Source organism: Acinetobacter sp. D009 (genome assembly GCF_038562025.1).
Classification (GTDB): Bacteria; Pseudomonadota; Gammaproteobacteria; order Pseudomonadales; family Moraxellaceae; genus Acinetobacter; species Acinetobacter pittii.
This window is the reverse complement of record NZ_CP151886.1, coordinates 3,556,709-3,573,461: the sequence shown is the minus strand read 5'-3', so window position 1 is coordinate 3,573,461 and position 16,753 is coordinate 3,556,709. Positions and strand designations below refer to the sequence as shown.

Here is a 16,753-nt window from a genome sequence, read left to right as displayed (position 1 = left end):
TCCCCAAAAACCTAATAAAAAATCAATATATTATTGGGCATTCTATTCTGAAGCATGCCCCTTGTTTTTGCTCTACATAAGTGAGCTTTGCATGGTTTGCCTCACAAAAACTATGAGACAAATATAATCCTAAACCAGTTCCATTAATTTCGGTACTAAAAAATGGTTTAAATAATTGAGATATATCACGTTTTGAAACACCTTCACCGTAATCGATCACATCAATATAAATTTTATTTGTTTGTGAATGGATATTGATCAGAACATAGGGAGAGTCGGGTGCATTGTGGCGTAGAGCATTCCTAACAAGGTTAATGAGCACTTGTCTGAGTTGCTTTTCATCAAACAATAGCTTTAAGGATAAATCAGAACTTTTAAGCTGGATCGCATGTTTAACATCAGATAAATCTTCATCTAATAACGTTTTTATGAAGTCGTTTAGTTCAATCTGGATGGGATACGTTCTTTCACTGCGGGCAAGTCCTAAGGTGTCTTGAACAATACTATCAATGCGTTTCGTTTGCTTGCCAATCATATTGCGTAAAGTATTTTGCTGTTCCGCGTCACTATCTTTGAGTAATTCATTTGCTTGAACAATGGCTGCAAGAGGATTACGGATCTCATGTGCAATACTTGCTGAGAGTTGTCCCAAAGCGGCAAGTTTGAGTTGTTGAGCTTGCTGATTAATCTGCTGCGCATCTTGTAAGATGAGTAGTGTTAATGCTTGTTGCGGCACCAAAAGATGTTGCACTTTAATATTAATAGAATAAGCCGACAGTCGAGACTCAAAAATAAATCGATCGCCTTCTTTTAAATTATCAAACTTTAATATTTCAAATAAGTCAGCATGCCATTTTGCTAAGGGATATTTTTCACTGGCAAATTGAGGTGGAATTCCTAAAAGAGAGCAGGCGGCTGGGTTACTTAAAACAATGTCGTAGTTTTCATCTAGAACTAAATAGCCTTCTTCAATTTGTTCCAAGATATAGCGGTTAATATTTTGTAGTTGATAGAGTTCTATTGATTGATGGAAAGTTAGTGCTTCAAGTAATTTAAAGCGCTGGACCGCAATTTGTCCGATTCCGTGTACTACAAAAAACAAGAAGGCCAATAAAGCGCTATTACCAATCGTATTTAAATTATTGTAGTCAAATAAACTGCCAACGAAGCGTTGGTAAATAACCGCAATGACTGCAAGTAATGTAATGAGCAACGACATTCTTGCGCTAAGTAAAATAGCCGAAGTAAATATGGCAATCACATAGAGCAAGCTGAGTTGAAGATTGGGTTCGCCTACTGAAAATGTAAGTAAACTCAGACAGATAATATCAACTACAAAAAATAAAATGAGCTGCCTTGTTGCCTGAGTGGCAATAAACTTAAAACATAAAAGTTGAAGAAGGCTTAAGAGCGAATAGCCGAGTAGTGTGTAAGAATATAAAGTGGGTTGTTGTAGACTATTGTCGATTTGAGCATCGGTTAAAACCAAAATAATATTCAGGCTAACCGCAATAATAAGGCGATATAAACCATACCACGTGCCCAAACGAAATATCGTATGGGACAAGGATGAGTTTACGGGAAATTGCATGTAAGTCTGATTAAGGCTTGATCAGACCGTAACGAATCGCGAGATGAGTTAGTTTAACATCACTATCAATGGCTAGCTTTTCAAAAATACGGTAGCGGTAAGTATTCACTGTTTTAACACTTACAAAAAGTTTGTCTGCAATTTCTTGAGCGCTAATACAATTTACAACCATCATTGCAACTTGCATTTCTCGTTCAGAGAGAGAATCAAAAGGTGATTGCTGTGTGTCGGATAGATAAGAACTTGCTAGTTGCTCCGCAATATCGGCACTAAAGTATTTGCCGCCTTGCATCACTTTATTAATAGCCCGAACCATTTCTGTAATTGGAGCACCTTTGGTAATGTAGCCTTTAGCTCCTGCTTTAAGCAAAAGAGAAGGGTAAGGTTCTTCTGCTAAGCCACTGACTGCAATCACTTTTGTATCTGGTGCTGTTTGCAGTAAACGGCGGGTTGTTTCTACGCCACCGATGCCAGGCATATTGACATCAAGTAGCACAACTTGAGGATGTTTCTGACGAACAATAGCAATTGCTTCTTCACCCGATTCGGCTTGTCCAATGACCTCTACATCGGCATGATCTTCTAACATACGGCAGATACCTGTACGTACAAGTTCATGGTCATCCACAACTAAAACTGTAATCAAGAAGACCTCCTTTCTTTCAAAAAACAAGTTTTTTGTTACATAAAGCAAAATTAGCTTGCAATGGAATGACAAAATTAGCAATCCTATTCTTATATAGTGAGCGAATAGTTGTGCACAATTGTGTCGGTAAAAGCGTTATACCTTATACCTCAAATGTAAGGCATAATTATAGTAAGCGCAAATGTGTATCACCCTGAGTCGAGTATTGTGCCGTGAAAAATTCTAAAAAGTCTTTAATGCATGTGCTAAGCATGTCTATTTTGCTTAGTTTGAGTTCAACAAGCTTTGCAGAACTCGTCAATAACCCGTCCTCAGGGAATAGTGGTACTGCAAGCTTAAATTGGTCTTCAGCTGATGCTAGCCAATTTTTAAATGATGAAGATGATGAACCTACTCCACAAGGTTCAACATCGGTAACCACAACATTGCGTGGTGGTAGTGCACCGAAAATTGTAGCATCTACACCGAAAATTGCTCCAATCCGTGATACGACTGGTTACAATGCCCAGCCAAGTGTAAGCGCTCGAGCTGCACTTGTGATGGATGCGCAAACTGGTGAAGTGCTCTACAGTAAAAATACCAACGCTTCTGTGCCAATTGCCTCTATTACTAAATTGATGACAGCAGTTGTAACGGCAGATGCCCGTTTAAACATGTCAGAAGAAATTACACTTGAGCAAATCGATTTTGCTGGTGCAAATGGTAAAAACTCAAGTTCAACCTTACGTGTTGGCGACAAGATGAACCGTGCAGAAGTTCTTCTATTTGCTCTAATGAAATCTGAAAACCCAGCAGCGGCAGCTTTAGCACGTACTTATCCGGGTGGTCGTCCAGCATTCGTAGCTGCAATGAACGCTAAAGCACGTGCTTTAGGCATGAACGCAACTCACTATTACGAGTCAACAGGTTTAGATCCGCGTAATGTATCTTCTGCGCGTGACTTAGGGATTTTGGCAAGTACAGCTTCTCAATATGGTTTGATCCGTCAATTCTCAACTACACCGACCTATGACTTTAACTTGGGTTATCGCGTGTTGAAATCTAATAATACTAATGCGCTAGTGCGTAATGGTGGTTGGAATATTAACTTGTCTAAAACTGGTTATATTAATGAAGCAGGTCGCTGTGTTGTGATGCACACAACTGTAAACTCACGTCCGGCAGTGATTGTATTACTGGGTGAGCCAAGTACACAGGCACGTAATAATGATGCAACTAACTTGCTTGGTTGGTTGAGCAATTTGCCAAAACGTATTTAATTTAAATATTCAAAAAACGCTTCTATTAAGAAGCGTTTTTTTATGCCTATAAAAAAGACATAAAAAAACGGCTGTTTAAAACAGCCGTTTTTGAAAAATCAGATCTTACATATTAGATAAAATCGAATCTTTTACTTGGTCCATTGTTGCATCAATTGACAACATCACTGCATCAGCACATTGTTTGATTGCAGTATCAGGGTCTTTCAAGCCATTACCCGTTACTGTACATACAATGACAGAACCTTCAGCAATTTTACCCGCTTTAATATCACGGATCGCACCGCCGATAGACGCAGCAGATGCAGGCTCAACAAATACGCCTTCATACATAGAAAGTAAGCGTTGAGCTTCTAAAATTTCGCTGTCTTGAAGTTCATCAAACCAACCTTTAGAGTCACGTACTACAGCTTTTGCATGGTTCCAGCTTTGTGGGTTACCAATACGGATTGCAGTTGCAATAGTTTCAGGGCTTTCAACTGGAGCACCACGTAAAAATGGAGCTGCACCAGAAGCTTGGTAACCCACCATTGTTGGTAAACCTTCAGGTTTTGGACCAGTGAATTGATCAGTAGCAGCATCATAAATCACTTGTTCAAACTGATCAGCAGGCTGGTTTGCTACAGCTTCGGTATAACCCATCCAGTGAGCGGTGATATTACCTGCGTTACCTACAGGTAAGCAGTGGTAATCAGGTGCACGGCCTAAAGCTTCAACGATTTCATAAGCAATCGTCTTTTGACCTTGCAAACGGTAAGGGTTGATTGAGTTTACAATCGTTACAGGCGCTTGATCAGCAACTTCTTTTACAAGACGCATACCATCATCGAAGTTACCACGAATTTGCATAGTGATCGCACCATACATCATCGCTTGTGCCATTTTACCCATCGCAATTTTGCCTTCTGGAATCAAAACAAATGCTTTGATACCTGCGCGTGCAGCATAGGCAGCAGCAGCAGCAGAAGTGTTACCAGTAGATGCACAGATAATCGCTTTAGAGCCTTCTTCAACCGCTTTGGTTACAGCCATGGTCATACCACGGTCTTTAAATGAACCAGTTGGGTTTAAACCCTCATATTTCACATAAATTTCAACATCTTTGCCAATAATACGTGGAATATTCTCAAGTTTAATGAGTGGGGTGTTGCCTTCACCCAAAGAGATAGCACGAGTAGTTGCCGAAACTGGCAAACGGTCACGATAACGATCTACAAGACCAGTATAACGATTGGCATTAGACATGATGGTGTTCCAATTAGAGGTGAAGCGGGAGAGGGAATCTTTCCCTCAACCTGATTAACTATCGAGCGATTCTAAACGAATTCTTACGATTTCGCCACGAATTGCAGGTAATGCTTGGATTTGTGCAAGAGCATCATCCATTTTTGATTCAACGATTGGATCGGTCAGAATCACGATTGGAATAAGGTCTTTTAAACGAGATTGTTGCATGATCGCATCAATACTAATTCCAGCGCGACTTAAGATGGTAGTAACATCTGCAAGTACGCCAGTTTGGTCTTCTGCATTTAAGCGGATGTAATAACCTGTGGTCATTTCTTCACGGCTTAAAATTGGCACATTGGTTAATGCTTCAAAAGCCAACTGAGGAATTGTTCCTGCGCCGTCTTCGGTATAAGAGATGTCACGAACAATATCAATAACGTCGGCAACAACTGCAGAAGCTGTAGGACCTGCGCCTGCACCCGCGCCGTAATAGAGTGTTGGACCTACGGCATTAGCTTGAACTAAAACAGCATTTTTAACGCCGTTTACATTCGCAATAAGTTGTTCATCTGGAATAAGTGTTGGGTGAACACGTAACTCAATACCTTTTTCAGCACGACGTGCAATACCAAGATGTTTAATGCGGAAACCAAGATCTTCGGCATATTTCACATCTTGCGCAGTGATTTTGCTGATACCTTCGGTATAAACCTTATCAAACTGAAGAGGAATACCAAACGCACAAGACGCTAAAATGGTAAGTTTATGCGCAGCATCAATACCTTCAACGTCAAAAGTTGGGTCTGCTTCTGCATAACCGAGTTCTTGAGCTTCTTTTAATACATCATCAAATGCACGACCTTTCTCACGCATTTCAGTCAGAATAAAGTTACCTGTACCATTAATAATGCCAGCCAACCATTCGATATGGTTTGCAGCAAGACCTTCACGGATCACTTTAATAATTGGAATACCGCCAGCAACTGCTGCTTCATAAGCAATTTGCACAGCATTGTCTTCTGCTGCTTTAAATAATTCATTGCCATGTTCAGCGAGTAACGCTTTGTTTGCAGTCACGACTTGTTTGCCGTGTTTGATTGCTTCCATGATAACTTCGTAAGCAGGGTGGATCCCACCCATAACTTCTACAACTACATCAACGTCTGGTTGACGAACGATGTCAAGTAAATCGGCGCTTTGTTTAATCCCTTCCAATTCAAGATCTGGACGAGGGCGGCGTGTTCCAACGTGGGTAATTTGAATTTCTCGACCGGTGCGACGTTTAATTTCAGCGGCATTTTCTTGTAGTAGTTTAAGGGCTCCTCCACCTACGGTTCCTAAACCGAGTATTGCCAGGCGAACTGGTTTCACGTCACACTCCATATCATCATTTAATCATTTAGTTGAAGCTAGATCATAGCTAAAAAAAACGCCAGACTCTAGCGCTTTTAGTGCTTGTTCAATGAATTAGAGTGCGATGTTTGGAAAAGAAGAGTAGATCAGTCTTTAAACAGAGTTTGATTAAACATTAATTATTTAAAAAACAAAGCGCTGCAATCAGAGCAGCGCTTTTTAAAAGAGAAAGATGATTAATCGTTCATCAACTTAAAGGATGTTATTTATCCAGACGTTTAATTAATTCATCCGGTGTTAGGTATCCACCTAAGTACTCCCCATCAACATTGTAAATAGCTGGTGTTCCATTTACACCCATGTTTAAGCCAAGTTGATATTGTTCACGAACAGGGTTTTTACATTGAGCAGGTGGAATATTGATACCTTGTACTGCTTGGTTAAAGGCAGCTTTACGGTCTGCGCTACACCATACAGCTTCCATGGTCGGCATAAATTGTTCACCGCGTGGCCAAGCGATATAGCGTACCTCAATACCTTTTTCATTAATTTCAGGTAAATGCTCATGTAATTTATGGCAATAAGGACAGCTTGCATCGGTAAACACATAAATCACATGTTTCGCCTTACCTTTTGCAGGGTAGACAATCAAATCTTCATTTTTTAAAGCCGCTAGGTGCTTTTTATTTTCCGATGCTTGGAGGCTATCGCCAATATTATGAAGTTCTTTATCACCTAAACGGATGACATCACCTTGAATAAGGTATTTACCGTCGTTGGTTGTATAAATTGACGTCATTCCTTCGAGGTTTACCCAATATAAGTTAGGAACTTCAGTAGGCTTGATATCTAAAATTTTGGCGTTGATGTTTGCATTCTTAAATTGTTTTTGCAAAGTTTCAATTAAACGCTGTTTAGCATTGCGTTCAATGATGGTTGAAGCTTCCCCAGTAGCAGGTGCGGTCGCAGTGAGCGCATCTTCTTTTTGTGGTTTGTTTTCTTTAGAACAAGCACTGAATAACAGGCTAGAAGCCAAAGCACAGGCAAGAAAAAGTTGAGATCGGGTAAAAGACATAGATAACCCTTATTTCATCAGTATTTATAGTCAGAAGCTGCTAAGCATAACAAAAAATCTAGCGTGTATTGTTAAAACTTTCTTAACCTTTGTGAACGAAATCAAGTGATTGTTAGGCGTATTTCAAATAATAAGTTTTAAATTTTTTAACCTCTAGGATGATGTTTTTCATGCAATTGTTGCATTCTTACTTGTGCTACATGTGTATAAATTTGAGTAGTTGATAGGTCACTATGGCCCAGTAACATTTGTACTACGCGTAAATCGGCACCGTGATTGAGCAGGTGTGTTGCAAAGGCGTGACGTAAGGTGTGAGGTGAGAGTTCAGCTTGAATATTGGCTTGAAGCGCGTAACGTTTAATGGCATACCAGAAGTTCTGACGGCTCATAATTCCGCCGTGTTGAGTTAAAAAGAGATAGTCAGTAGAGCTTTTATAGAGTTGAGGCCGAGCATCCTGCAAGTAGCGTTCTACCCATTCACAAGCAAATTGCCCTAGCGGGACCAAGCGCTCTTTATTACCTTTACCAGTAATTCTTAAATAGCCTTGTTTTAAGTTAATAAGTTCTAGGCGCAAGTTCAGCAGTTCTGAAACACGTAAACCGCATGCGTAAAGAACTTCAAACATTGCCCGATCACGTAAACCAAGTGCTGTATTAATGTCTGGAGCCTGAATCAGTGCTTCGACATCTTCTTCTGATAGATCTTTGGGTAAGGCTCTGCCAATTTTTGGAGAATGATGGGTTGCTACAGGATTATCGCTTCGTAATTTTTGTTCACGTAAAAATTTGTAAAACTGGCGTAGGGCAGATAAGCAGCGGGCAATCGAGCGTGGGCTTTTTCCCGCTTTAGTTAACTCAATCAAAACATCAGCGATATCATCACTTGTCCACTCTGGAAGAGCTAAATTTTTATGAAGTTCACTGCATTGAATAAGGTCGGATAAATAAGCATTACGTGTATGTGGACTTACCGTCTGAGCAACGAGATAGTCACGAAAACCTTGTAAAAAGCTTAAATGTTCAGGAATTTGAACAGGGCTTGGAATACGCGGTTTTTTATTCAACATACACTAGATCCTCTAAACCTCTGTACTGTAAAAGAAACTTTAAGGTTTGTCGATTAAACTAGATAAGAAGTGAAATTTAACCTTATTTGGTAATTATTCTCATTTATATGTATACTATTAAAAAAGGTTTAGGATCGGATGCGGTGCGTTTATCAGCTTTAAAAGTGAAGCAAGCGGCGACCATCACCAAAGTGAATCGGATAGAACTAGAGTCCGAGCAGCAAGATTTGGTCGCAATTCGTTTGGAAAGTCTGGGCTTTGTACCGGGCACACGAGTGGAAGTGATTACCAAAGGTATTTTTGGTGGTGATCCGATCTTAATCCAAATCGGCTTTACTCGTTTCGCTTTACGTAAAGCAGAAGCGGAAAAAATTGAAATTCAAGTAGAAGAAGGAGTACCCGCATGAGTGATGCGTTACGTATTGCCCTTGTGGGAAACCCTAACTGTGGTAAAACCTCTCTTTTTAACCATTTAACGGGAACTCGACAAAAAGTTGCAAACTATGCTGGTGTAACGGTCGAGCGTAAGGTTGGTCATTTTCAGTTGCCTTCAGGCCGAGCAGTGCGCGTACTTGATTTGCCGGGTACATATAGCCTTAATGCCACCAGTCCTGATGAAGTAATTACCCGTGACGTATGTTTGGGTAAGATTGCAGAAGAAGGGCAGCAAGATGCCTTTTTATGTGTGGTTGATGCCACTAACTTAAAATTGCATTTAGGGCTAGTGCTCGAAATGATCGAGTTAGGTCGTCCGATTTTACTTGTACTGAATATGATGGATGAAGCGCGTCGTCGTGGCATCCAAATTAATACTCAAAAGTTGTCTCAACGTTTGGGTGTACCAGTTGTTGAAACAGTTGCTGTCCGTAATGCGGGTATTGAAAATCTATTACATGCCCTTGATCAAGAAAAATACAGTGTGCCACAAACCGAATTGAGTGGTTTAACTGGAACTCATCATCAAAAAATCGATATGATTTTTAAAGATGTTGTTCATTATGTTGAGCAGGGCGATAAGCGTACTGATTTTCTAGATCGAATTTTCTTGCATCCGGTTTTGGGCCTACTTAGCCTTGCGCTCATGATGTTTATTGTGTTCCAAGCAGTTTTTGCATGGGCAGCACCATTCATGGATGGCATTGAAGGCTTCTTCGGGTGGTTGGGTGAAGTAATAGGAAGTGTGATTACCCAACCACTACTGCATAGTTTGGTTGTTGACGGAATTATTGCAGGTGCGGGTGGCGTAGTTGTGTTCTTGCCACAAATTTTGATCTTGTTCTTCTTTATTTTAGTACTCGAAGAATCAGGCTATTTACCGCGTGCAGCATTCTTACTTGATAAATTAATGTTCCAAGCGGGCTTAAGTGGTCGAGCTTTCATTCCTTTACTTTCAAGCTTTGCTTGTGCAGTACCGGGAATTATGGCAACGCGTAGTATTAGTGACCCTCGTGATCGTTTTACGACGATTATGGTTGCGCCTTTAATGACTTGTTCGGCACGTTTACCCGTCTATGCCTTGCTGATTGCTGCCTTCATTCCAGAGAAAATGGTCTGGGGTATTTTTAACCTGCAAGGTTTAGTGCTTTTTGGTCTGTATATGGCTGGTATTGTGAGTGCGCTTTGCGTTTCATTTTTAATGAAGTTTTTGCAAAAAGATAAATCGCAACATGCGTTACTGCTAGAGCTACCAAGTTATCGTTTTCCTGATTTAAAAAGTGTGGGAATCGGTTTATTGGATCGTGCAAAGATCTTCTTGAAACGCGTCGGTGGAATCATTTTTGCGCTCTCTATTTTGCTCTGGTTCTTGTGTACTTTCCCGCAGCCACCAGAAGGGGCGACATTACCTGCCATAGATTATAGTTTTGCAGGTATGCTCGGACATCTTATCCAACCTTTATTTGCTCCAGTTGGTTTTAATTGGCAAATCTGTATCGCTTTAATTCCAGCTATGGCTGCTCGTGAAGTGGTTGTCGCGGCATTAGGTACAGTTTATGCCTTGTCTGCAACAGATGATGATGCTGTGGCACAAGGTTTGTCACATCTGATTAGTGCAGATGGAACGGGGTGGTCTTTGGCAACAGGTTTATCACTTTTAGTGTGGTTCATTTATGCTCCACATTGTTTGGCAACACTGGCAACGGTACGTCGCGAAACAGGTTCATGGAAACATGTTGCAGCTATGACTGCATATCTGTTTGGTTTAGCTTATTTTGCATCGTTTGTTACCTATCAAATTGCTTCCCACTACTGGGGCTAAAGCAATAAAGGAGGTTGTATATGGTTCAATATCTGATTATTGCGGTTTTAGTGATTTGGAGTGCTGTCGTTGTTTTTAAGAAAGTATTTCCAAAAACATCAAATTCAGTCTTTTCTTCACTCTCTGCATTTTGCGAAAAGCAAGGTTGGGTAACCTTGGCAAAATGGCTTAAACCAAAAATGGCCTTTGGTTGTGCTGGCGGTTGTGGTTGTTCAAGCGAAGATAAACCTACCAATACAGTTCAAGAAATTAAGCCGATTAAATGGCAATAAATTTAGTATTTCTTGTTTCGTTTAAAAAGCCATCACATTGATGGCTTTTTTACGCACTGACACAAAAAAAGATGAATAAAGTTCAAACTGAAAAAGCATTCAAAACAGCAAAGTGCTAACATTTTTGCCATTCTGTCGATTGATAAATTGTGGGGCAAAAATGTTAATACAACGTGGTGGGTTAAAAGTTGTAGCAGGCTTGGGAATATCAGGCGTTTCTGCTGTAAATTTCCTGCATGAACAAGGCTACCAAGTTGCAGTAACAGATTCTCGTCCCACGCCACCAGGGCATGATCAGATCCCAGCTGGCGTTAAAACCAGTTTCGGTCAACTTGATCAAGAATTATTATTACAAGCAGAAGAAATTATTTTAAGCCCAGGCCTTGCACCGCAATTACCGGAAATTCAGGCAGCTATTGCTAAAGGTATTTCTGTGGTAGGTGATATTCAATTATTACGCCGTGCAACCGATGTGCCTATTGTGGCGATCACTGGTTCTAATGCTAAAAGTACAGTAACGACTTTAATTGGCTTAATGGCTAAAGATGCGGGTAAGAAAGTTGCTGTGGGTGGCAATCTTGGACGCCCAGCTCTAGATTTATTAAAAGATCAACCTGAATTAATTGTACTTGAGCTATCAAGTTTTCAGCTAGAAACCACGTCTCACTTAAATGCTGAAGTTGCTGTGGTTCTCAATATGAGTGAAGACCACTTAGATCGTCACGGCAATATGTTGGGTTACCATCAAGCAAAACACCGTATTTTCCAAGGCGTTAAAAAAGTAGTATTTAACCGTGATGATGCTTTAAGTCGTCCTCTTGTTCCAGATACCACACCAATGCAAAGCTTTGGTTTAAATGCACCAGATTTAAATCAATATGGTGTTTTAAGAGATGGTGATGGCACGCTTTGGCTTGCGCGTGGTTTACAGCGTTTAATTAAAAGCTCAGATTTATATATTCAAGGCATGCATAACGTAGCAAATGCTTTAGCTTGTCTCGCATTAGGAGAGGCAATAGGCCTGCCTATGGAATCTATGCTTGAAACCTTAAAACAATTTAAAGGGTTAGAGCATCGCTGTGAATATGTAAAGACTGTGCATGATGTACGTTATTACAATGATTCTAAAGGCACTAACGTTGGTGCTACGCTTGCAGCAATTGATGGTTTAGGCGCTGCCATTGAAGTGAAAAAAGGAAAGGTTGCCTTGATTTTAGGTGGGCAAGGTAAAGGTCAGGATTTTGGTCCATTACGTTCTTCTATCGAAAAATATGCCAAAGTTGTGGTATTGATTGGTGAGGATGCTCCGGTGATTGAACAAGCCATTCAAGGTGCAACCAAAATTTTACATGCAGCAACGCTTAAAGAAGCTGTAGAGCTGTCTCAACGTGAAACACAGGCCGAAGATGTGGTGTTGTTATCACCAGCATGTGCAAGTTTTGATATGTTTAAAAGTTATAATGACCGTGGTCAGCAGTTTGTTGCCTGCGTCAATTCGTTGGTTTAAAGAAAACATGATTAGGAATGTAGTATGGCAGGCTTAGCTCAGACCACAATCCAGAAAATCAATCATTGGTATGAACGGATATTGCCTAAATGGCCAGCGGAAGTGACGCCACGTAATGTCCTGATTTTCTGTGTCGTTGCATTATTATGTATCGGTTCAGTGATGGTTGCATCTGCTTCGATGCCCTATGCTGAATATATGCATGAAAACCCGTTTCACTATGTGATTCGTCATGGTATTTCGATTGTCGCTGCGGGTGTAGTGGCTTATTTGACCTATCGAATATCACTTAATACGTGGTTTAAAAATACCTTCCCGCTGTGGTTATTAACCATGGTTCTGTTGCTTGCTGCTTTGGTGGTGGGTTCGGAAGTCAACGGTTCTACACGTTGGATTAAGATTGGTGGCTTTACCTTGCAGCCAACCGAGGTTGCCAAAGTCATGATGGCAATCTTTACCGCAGACTACGTTGTGCGCCGTGCCAAAGAGGTTCGTACTCATTGGAAAGGCTTATTGCGTTTAAGTGGGGTTATGGCAATCACGGTCGGTTTAATTATTGCTGAGCCTGACTTGGGGGCAACCGTCGTTATTGTCATGATGATGGTTGGTGTGTTCTTTTTAGCGGGCGCGCCGCCAACTCAGTTCTTAATCATGCTTGGTGCGATTGTCACAGGTATTGTGTTTTTGATCTTATTTGAACCATACCGTTTCCAGCGTTTGATTTCGTTTACTGACCCATGGGCAGATCCATTAGGGGTAGGTTATCAGTTATCAAATGCATTAATGGCTTTTGGCCGTGGTGAATGGTTTGGTACAGGCTTAGGGCATAGTGTACAAAAACTATCTTATTTACCTGAAGCGCATACTGACTTTATGTTGGCAGTGCTAGGTGAAGAGTTTGGCTTTGTGGGTATTTCTATTGTTATTGGCTTGTCTTTCTTGATGCTGGCATGTTGTATCAAAATTGGTCACCGTGCCTTGAAACATCATTACCTTCGCGCAGGCTATTTAGCTTACGGCATTAGTATTATTTTCTTGCTCCAGATTTTAGTAAATGCGGGCATGAATATGGGTTTAATGCCGACGAAAGGTTTGACTTTGCCATTCATTAGTTATGGTGGTACGTCTTTAATGATGTGTGCTGCGATGATTAGCTTAATCTTAAAGATTGATGCATCAACACAAGAAGTCAACCCAGAACGAGAAGAATCGAACTTCTAATTGAGTATTTAGAAGTTTAAAAAGTCCGATTTGATATCGGGCTTTTTTATTATTTATAGATATGTTCCGCTGAGTTCTTGCACATGGGGAATCAAATCAACATTCCACTGTGCTACAGCCTGTTTGAGCATCAGTCTAGGTTGATCTAAATCAACGTTGGGTTGTCCCAAGGCTAGTATCGCTTTTTGAAGTAATTCAGGTGCTTTTGATAAATCGAGTGCTTGAGCTAGATTTTGTTTAGAGAGCTTTTGCCCTTGGTCATTCATTGCAAGGGGTAGGTGCATATAGCTTAGTTGAGGATAACCTAGAAGCTGACCTAGCCAAATCTGACGTTCGGTGTTATCTAATAAGTCTGCGCCTCGAACGACATGGGTAATGCCTTGTAGATAATCATCCACAACGACTGCAAGTTGATAGTTAATAATCCCATCACGGCGCTTAAGAACAAAATCTCCAAGATCGTGTTGTAGATTGGAGCAATGATGTCCTTGTAATCGGTCATCAAAACAGATCTGCTGATCTTGAACTTTTACCCGAATCGCTTGACCTTGAAAATCAAGATTGAGATCGCGGCAAGTACCTGCATAGATTGCATTTGAACCAAGCATTTTGCGGGTACATTGACATGCATAGATAAGACCTTCTTTTTTGAGCTGGTCTAATACGCTTTCATAAATGTCTAAACGATTTTTTTGAAAGATGATCTCTGCATCGGATTCGAACTGGAAGGCTTCAAGTGATGTGAGAATATGCTCTTCACTGCCGGGATAAATACGAGGGATATCTGTATCTTCGACACGAACGAGCCATTTGCCTTGATGGGCTTTTGCATCGCAATAGCTAGCAACAGCAGTAATGAGTGATCCAAAATGCAAAGGGCCGGTTGGCGATGGCGCAAACCGACCTGAGTATGAGCAGCGATTAAGCGGAACATTGTTCCGCCGCTGCGCAAGAGAAAAGCTATGCTTTTCTGGCAGGCGATTTAACTGCTGCACAACAGCCGAGTTGTGCTCGGCTGGAGAATTATCAACAGTCACAATTAACCGTTATTTTGCTTCTCTTTGATTTCTGCCAAAGTTTTGCAATCAATACATAAAGTTGCAGTTGGACGTGCTTCTAAACGACGTAAGCCGATTTCAATACCACAAGTTTCACAGAAACCGTAGTCTTCATTCTTAATGGCTTCCATAGATTGTTCGATTTTACGAATTAACTTACGTTCACGGTCACGTGTACGTAATTCAATTGCAAATTCTTCTTCTTGGGTAGCACGGTCGTTTACATCTGGCAGTGCAGTTGATTCGTCTTGCATCGTATTTAAAGTACGATCAACTTCAGACATTAATTCAGCTTTCCATGCTTGCAGAATTTGTCGGAAATGCTCGAGCTGTCCTTCAGACATGTACTCTTCATTTTTCTTAGGTTGATAAGGTGCAATACCAAATAAACTTGCAGTTGTGCCTATGTCAGAAGTTTTAGGTTTCACTTTACGTGCACGTTTTGCAGAAGCTTTGTCACCTTCCACTACAACTTCTGTATGTTCATCCAAAACTTGGTTGTGGTTGTCATTCGCCATAATAGGGCATTCCTCATCATACACGTATTATCTATACGCAAAAAATATGGTGATATGCAAGTGTTTTTATAGAAAACCATCGATGGGATTTTCCCATCGGGTCGTCATCATATAGATTTTTCCTGCAAGATGATAGTCATTCCGACCCGTAAATATTTTCAAAACGTGTTTACCCCAGTCATAATTATATATAAGCATATAAGAAATAGGGCTAATAGCCTGAAATATCAGTGTTTATATGGCCTTGAAAATTTTCAAGACGGAAGACTTCGGTTTCAAAACTACCATCGTTTTTTAGACGAATGTAACGATAGCCGGGAGCATTTTGATCTAAAGCAAAATCATTGCTAAAGGGTTTAAACTGCACACTTGTTGAGGGTGTAGAGAAAAATTCGATCCCTTGCCAAGTGTTTATTGAGTCCTGATGAACATGCCCGCAGACTAAAGCTTTTACATTTTTAAATGGAGCCAAGGTAGTAAGCAAAGCATTAGAATTTTGTAACTTGTGATGATCAATCCATTTTGACTTCATGGCAAAAGGATGGTGATGACAAGCCAGCAAAATCGGGTTATCTGCATACTCTTCAAGTAAATTCGTTAAGCTGTCTAGCTGTTCTGCTGATAGATGCCCATCAATATGACCTTTAACCGCACTATTTAATAAAATAACCCGCCAGTTTCCTAAGCAAATAACTACAGGTTCCTGATGATTCTCTTTATGCAATGGGAAATGGTCAACATTGTCATGATTACCTAAGGTCTGAAAAAAGGGCAGACCAAGCGTTTGCATATATTGAATATAACGTTTGTAGGTAATAGGCGTTGGTGCCTGAGCTAGGTCCCCAGTATGGATAATTGCATCAGTTTCAGGATGTTTATTAAGTATCTGTTGAATAATCGCATGAAAGCTTTCTTCAGGATTTATACCCACAAATTCTAAGTGCGGATACTCCAATAGGTGGGTATCGGTAATTTGTATAATGACATGGTCTTTTTGTGAAAGTGTTGAGACTTGAAAAGTCACCGTCCTACCTCTTCGGGTTTATTATCGTTTTGCTGTGTTGGGCCAGCCATTGTAATGCCATAATGACAGGAGCATTTCTTAAACGTCCGCTGTCGAGTAGAGTCTGGATTTCACTATAATTAAATAAGTGTAGTTGAATATTTTCACCCTCATCATCTACGCCAAAAACACCCCCTTCAGCGGGTAAATTGGTTTGGGCAACATAGAGATGAAATAACTCTGAGCAAGCACCAGCTGACGGGTAAAAGCTAAATAGATGCTCTAAATTTTGAACTTCGCAACCTGATTCTTCAAGGCTCTCTCGTCGAATACAACTTTCTGGTGATTCATCACCATCTAACACACCTGCAATTATTTCTAGCTGCCATGGGGAGTGAGAGTCATCTAAAGCCCCAACACGGAACTGTTCAATCAGAGCAAACTGTTGTTTTTGATCGTTGTAGAGTAATACACCAGCTGCTTCAGGCCGATGAACGAGTTCACGCTGCAATACATGAGTATATTCAGATTGATTAAATAGACGATGTCGAAGGCTGACTTTTTCAACTTGAATAAAACCACGGAATAGAGATTCACGTGATGTTACTTCGACATCTTTAGATGTATAACTTGGACGTTCAACAATACTCATGATTCGATCAGGACGAAATCTATTTATTTCATCCTAACCGAGAA

16 protein-coding genes are annotated in these 16,753 nt (G+C 40.5%); 6 read left to right on the top strand and 10 right to left on the bottom strand.

The features are described from left to right. Positions 1-22: 22 nt before the first annotated feature. Together AAC388_RS17035 and AAC388_RS17030 are read right to left on the bottom strand one after the other, a co-directional pair. Complete coding sequence (locus tag AAC388_RS17035; RefSeq protein WP_017400164.1) at positions 23-1,591, bottom strand: PAS domain-containing sensor histidine kinase; 1,569 nt, start codon at positions 1,589-1,591, stop codon at positions 23-25. 10 nt (positions 1,592-1,601) lie between these two features. Continuing rightward, positions 1,602-2,237: a response regulator gene (locus tag AAC388_RS17030; protein WP_002121174.1), complete on the bottom strand. Its 636-nt coding sequence runs from the start codon at positions 2,235-2,237 to the stop codon at positions 1,602-1,604. A gap of 212 nt (positions 2,238-2,449) precedes the next feature. Between AAC388_RS17030 and pbpG the strand changes: the two genes are divergently transcribed. After that, positions 2,450-3,496 (top strand): D-alanyl-D-alanine endopeptidase PBP7/8, encoded by a 1,047-nt coding sequence (gene pbpG / locus AAC388_RS17025; RefSeq protein ID WP_342370967.1) that lies wholly within the window; start codon positions 2,450-2,452, stop codon positions 3,494-3,496. Between the two features lie 105 nt (positions 3,497-3,601). Here pbpG and thrC read toward each other — a convergent pair whose 3' ends face one another. The 4 genes from thrC to xerD form a co-directional block, all read right to left on the bottom strand. Beyond that, a complete protein-coding gene (thrC, locus tag AAC388_RS17020) occupies positions 3,602-4,741 on the bottom strand; it encodes a threonine synthase (protein WP_304595539.1) in 1,140 nt (379 codons plus the stop codon). A gap of 54 nt (positions 4,742-4,795) precedes the next feature. Further along, a complete protein-coding gene (locus AAC388_RS17015) occupies positions 4,796-6,097 on the bottom strand; it encodes a homoserine dehydrogenase (protein WP_002121263.1) in 1,302 nt (433 codons plus the stop codon). Between the two features lie 244 nt (positions 6,098-6,341). Then, positions 6,342-7,154, bottom strand: coding sequence for a DsbC family protein (locus AAC388_RS17010; RefSeq protein WP_342370966.1), 813 nt, complete (start codon positions 7,152-7,154; stop codon positions 6,342-6,344). Positions 7,155-7,300: 146 nt separating this feature from the next. Next, positions 7,301-8,221 carry a site-specific tyrosine recombinase XerD gene (gene xerD, locus AAC388_RS17005; protein WP_101664213.1) on the bottom strand — a complete coding sequence of 307 codons (921 nt, stop codon included), beginning with the start codon at positions 8,219-8,221 and terminating at the stop codon, positions 7,301-7,303. A 143-nt stretch (positions 8,222-8,364) separates the two neighbouring features. Between xerD and AAC388_RS17000 the strand changes: the two genes are divergently transcribed. The 5 genes from AAC388_RS17000 to ftsW all read left to right on the top strand — a co-directional run bounded on the left by AAC388_RS17000 (position 8,365) and on the right by ftsW (position 13,478). Beyond that, the gene (locus tag AAC388_RS17000) at positions 8,365-8,628 is read left to right on the top strand and encodes a FeoA family protein (RefSeq protein WP_002121198.1); all 264 of its coding nucleotides are present in this window, start codon (positions 8,365-8,367) and stop codon (positions 8,626-8,628) included. After that, entirely contained in the window at positions 8,625-10,478 is a 1,854-nt protein-coding gene (locus tag AAC388_RS16995; protein ID WP_014208177.1) for a ferrous iron transporter B, read from the top strand. Before AAC388_RS17000 ends, AAC388_RS16995 begins: the two co-directional genes overlap by 4 nt. A 20-nt stretch (positions 10,479-10,498) precedes the next feature. Further along, positions 10,499-10,750: a DUF6587 family protein gene (locus tag AAC388_RS16990; protein WP_342370965.1), complete on the top strand. Its 252-nt coding sequence runs from the start codon at positions 10,499-10,501 to the stop codon at positions 10,748-10,750. Between the two features lie 160 nt (positions 10,751-10,910). Then, a complete protein-coding gene (gene murD, locus AAC388_RS16985) occupies positions 10,911-12,257 on the top strand; it encodes a UDP-N-acetylmuramoyl-L-alanine--D-glutamate ligase (RefSeq protein ID WP_014208179.1) in 1,347 nt (448 codons plus the stop codon). 24 nt (positions 12,258-12,281) lie between these two features. Further along, positions 12,282-13,478, top strand: coding sequence for a putative lipid II flippase FtsW (gene ftsW, locus AAC388_RS16980; protein ID WP_005079447.1), 1,197 nt, complete (start codon positions 12,282-12,284; stop codon positions 13,476-13,478). A 53-nt stretch (positions 13,479-13,531) separates the two neighbouring features. Here the strand turns inward: ftsW and gluQRS are convergent, their stop codons facing one another. The 4 genes from gluQRS to AAC388_RS16960 all read right to left on the bottom strand — a co-directional run bounded on the left by gluQRS (position 13,532) and on the right by AAC388_RS16960 (position 16,709). Beyond that, positions 13,532-14,515: a tRNA glutamyl-Q(34) synthetase GluQRS gene (gene gluQRS, locus AAC388_RS16975; protein WP_342370964.1), complete on the bottom strand. Its 984-nt coding sequence runs from the start codon at positions 14,513-14,515 to the stop codon at positions 13,532-13,534. A gap of 2 nt (positions 14,516-14,517) precedes the next feature. Continuing rightward, the gene (gene dksA, locus AAC388_RS16970) at positions 14,518-15,054 is read right to left on the bottom strand and encodes an RNA polymerase-binding protein DksA (protein WP_002121205.1); all 537 of its coding nucleotides are present in this window, start codon (positions 15,052-15,054) and stop codon (positions 14,518-14,520) included. A gap of 211 nt (positions 15,055-15,265) precedes the next feature. Continuing rightward, on the bottom strand, positions 15,266-16,078 hold the full coding sequence (gene cpdA / locus AAC388_RS16965) for a 3',5'-cyclic-AMP phosphodiesterase (RefSeq protein WP_005079443.1): 813 nt from the start codon (positions 16,076-16,078) through the stop codon (positions 15,266-15,268). Between the two features lie 4 nt (positions 16,079-16,082). After that, the gene (locus AAC388_RS16960; RefSeq protein ID WP_032037697.1) at positions 16,083-16,709 is read right to left on the bottom strand and encodes an NUDIX domain-containing protein; all 627 of its coding nucleotides are present in this window, start codon (positions 16,707-16,709) and stop codon (positions 16,083-16,085) included. Positions 16,710-16,753 lie beyond the last annotated feature (44 nt).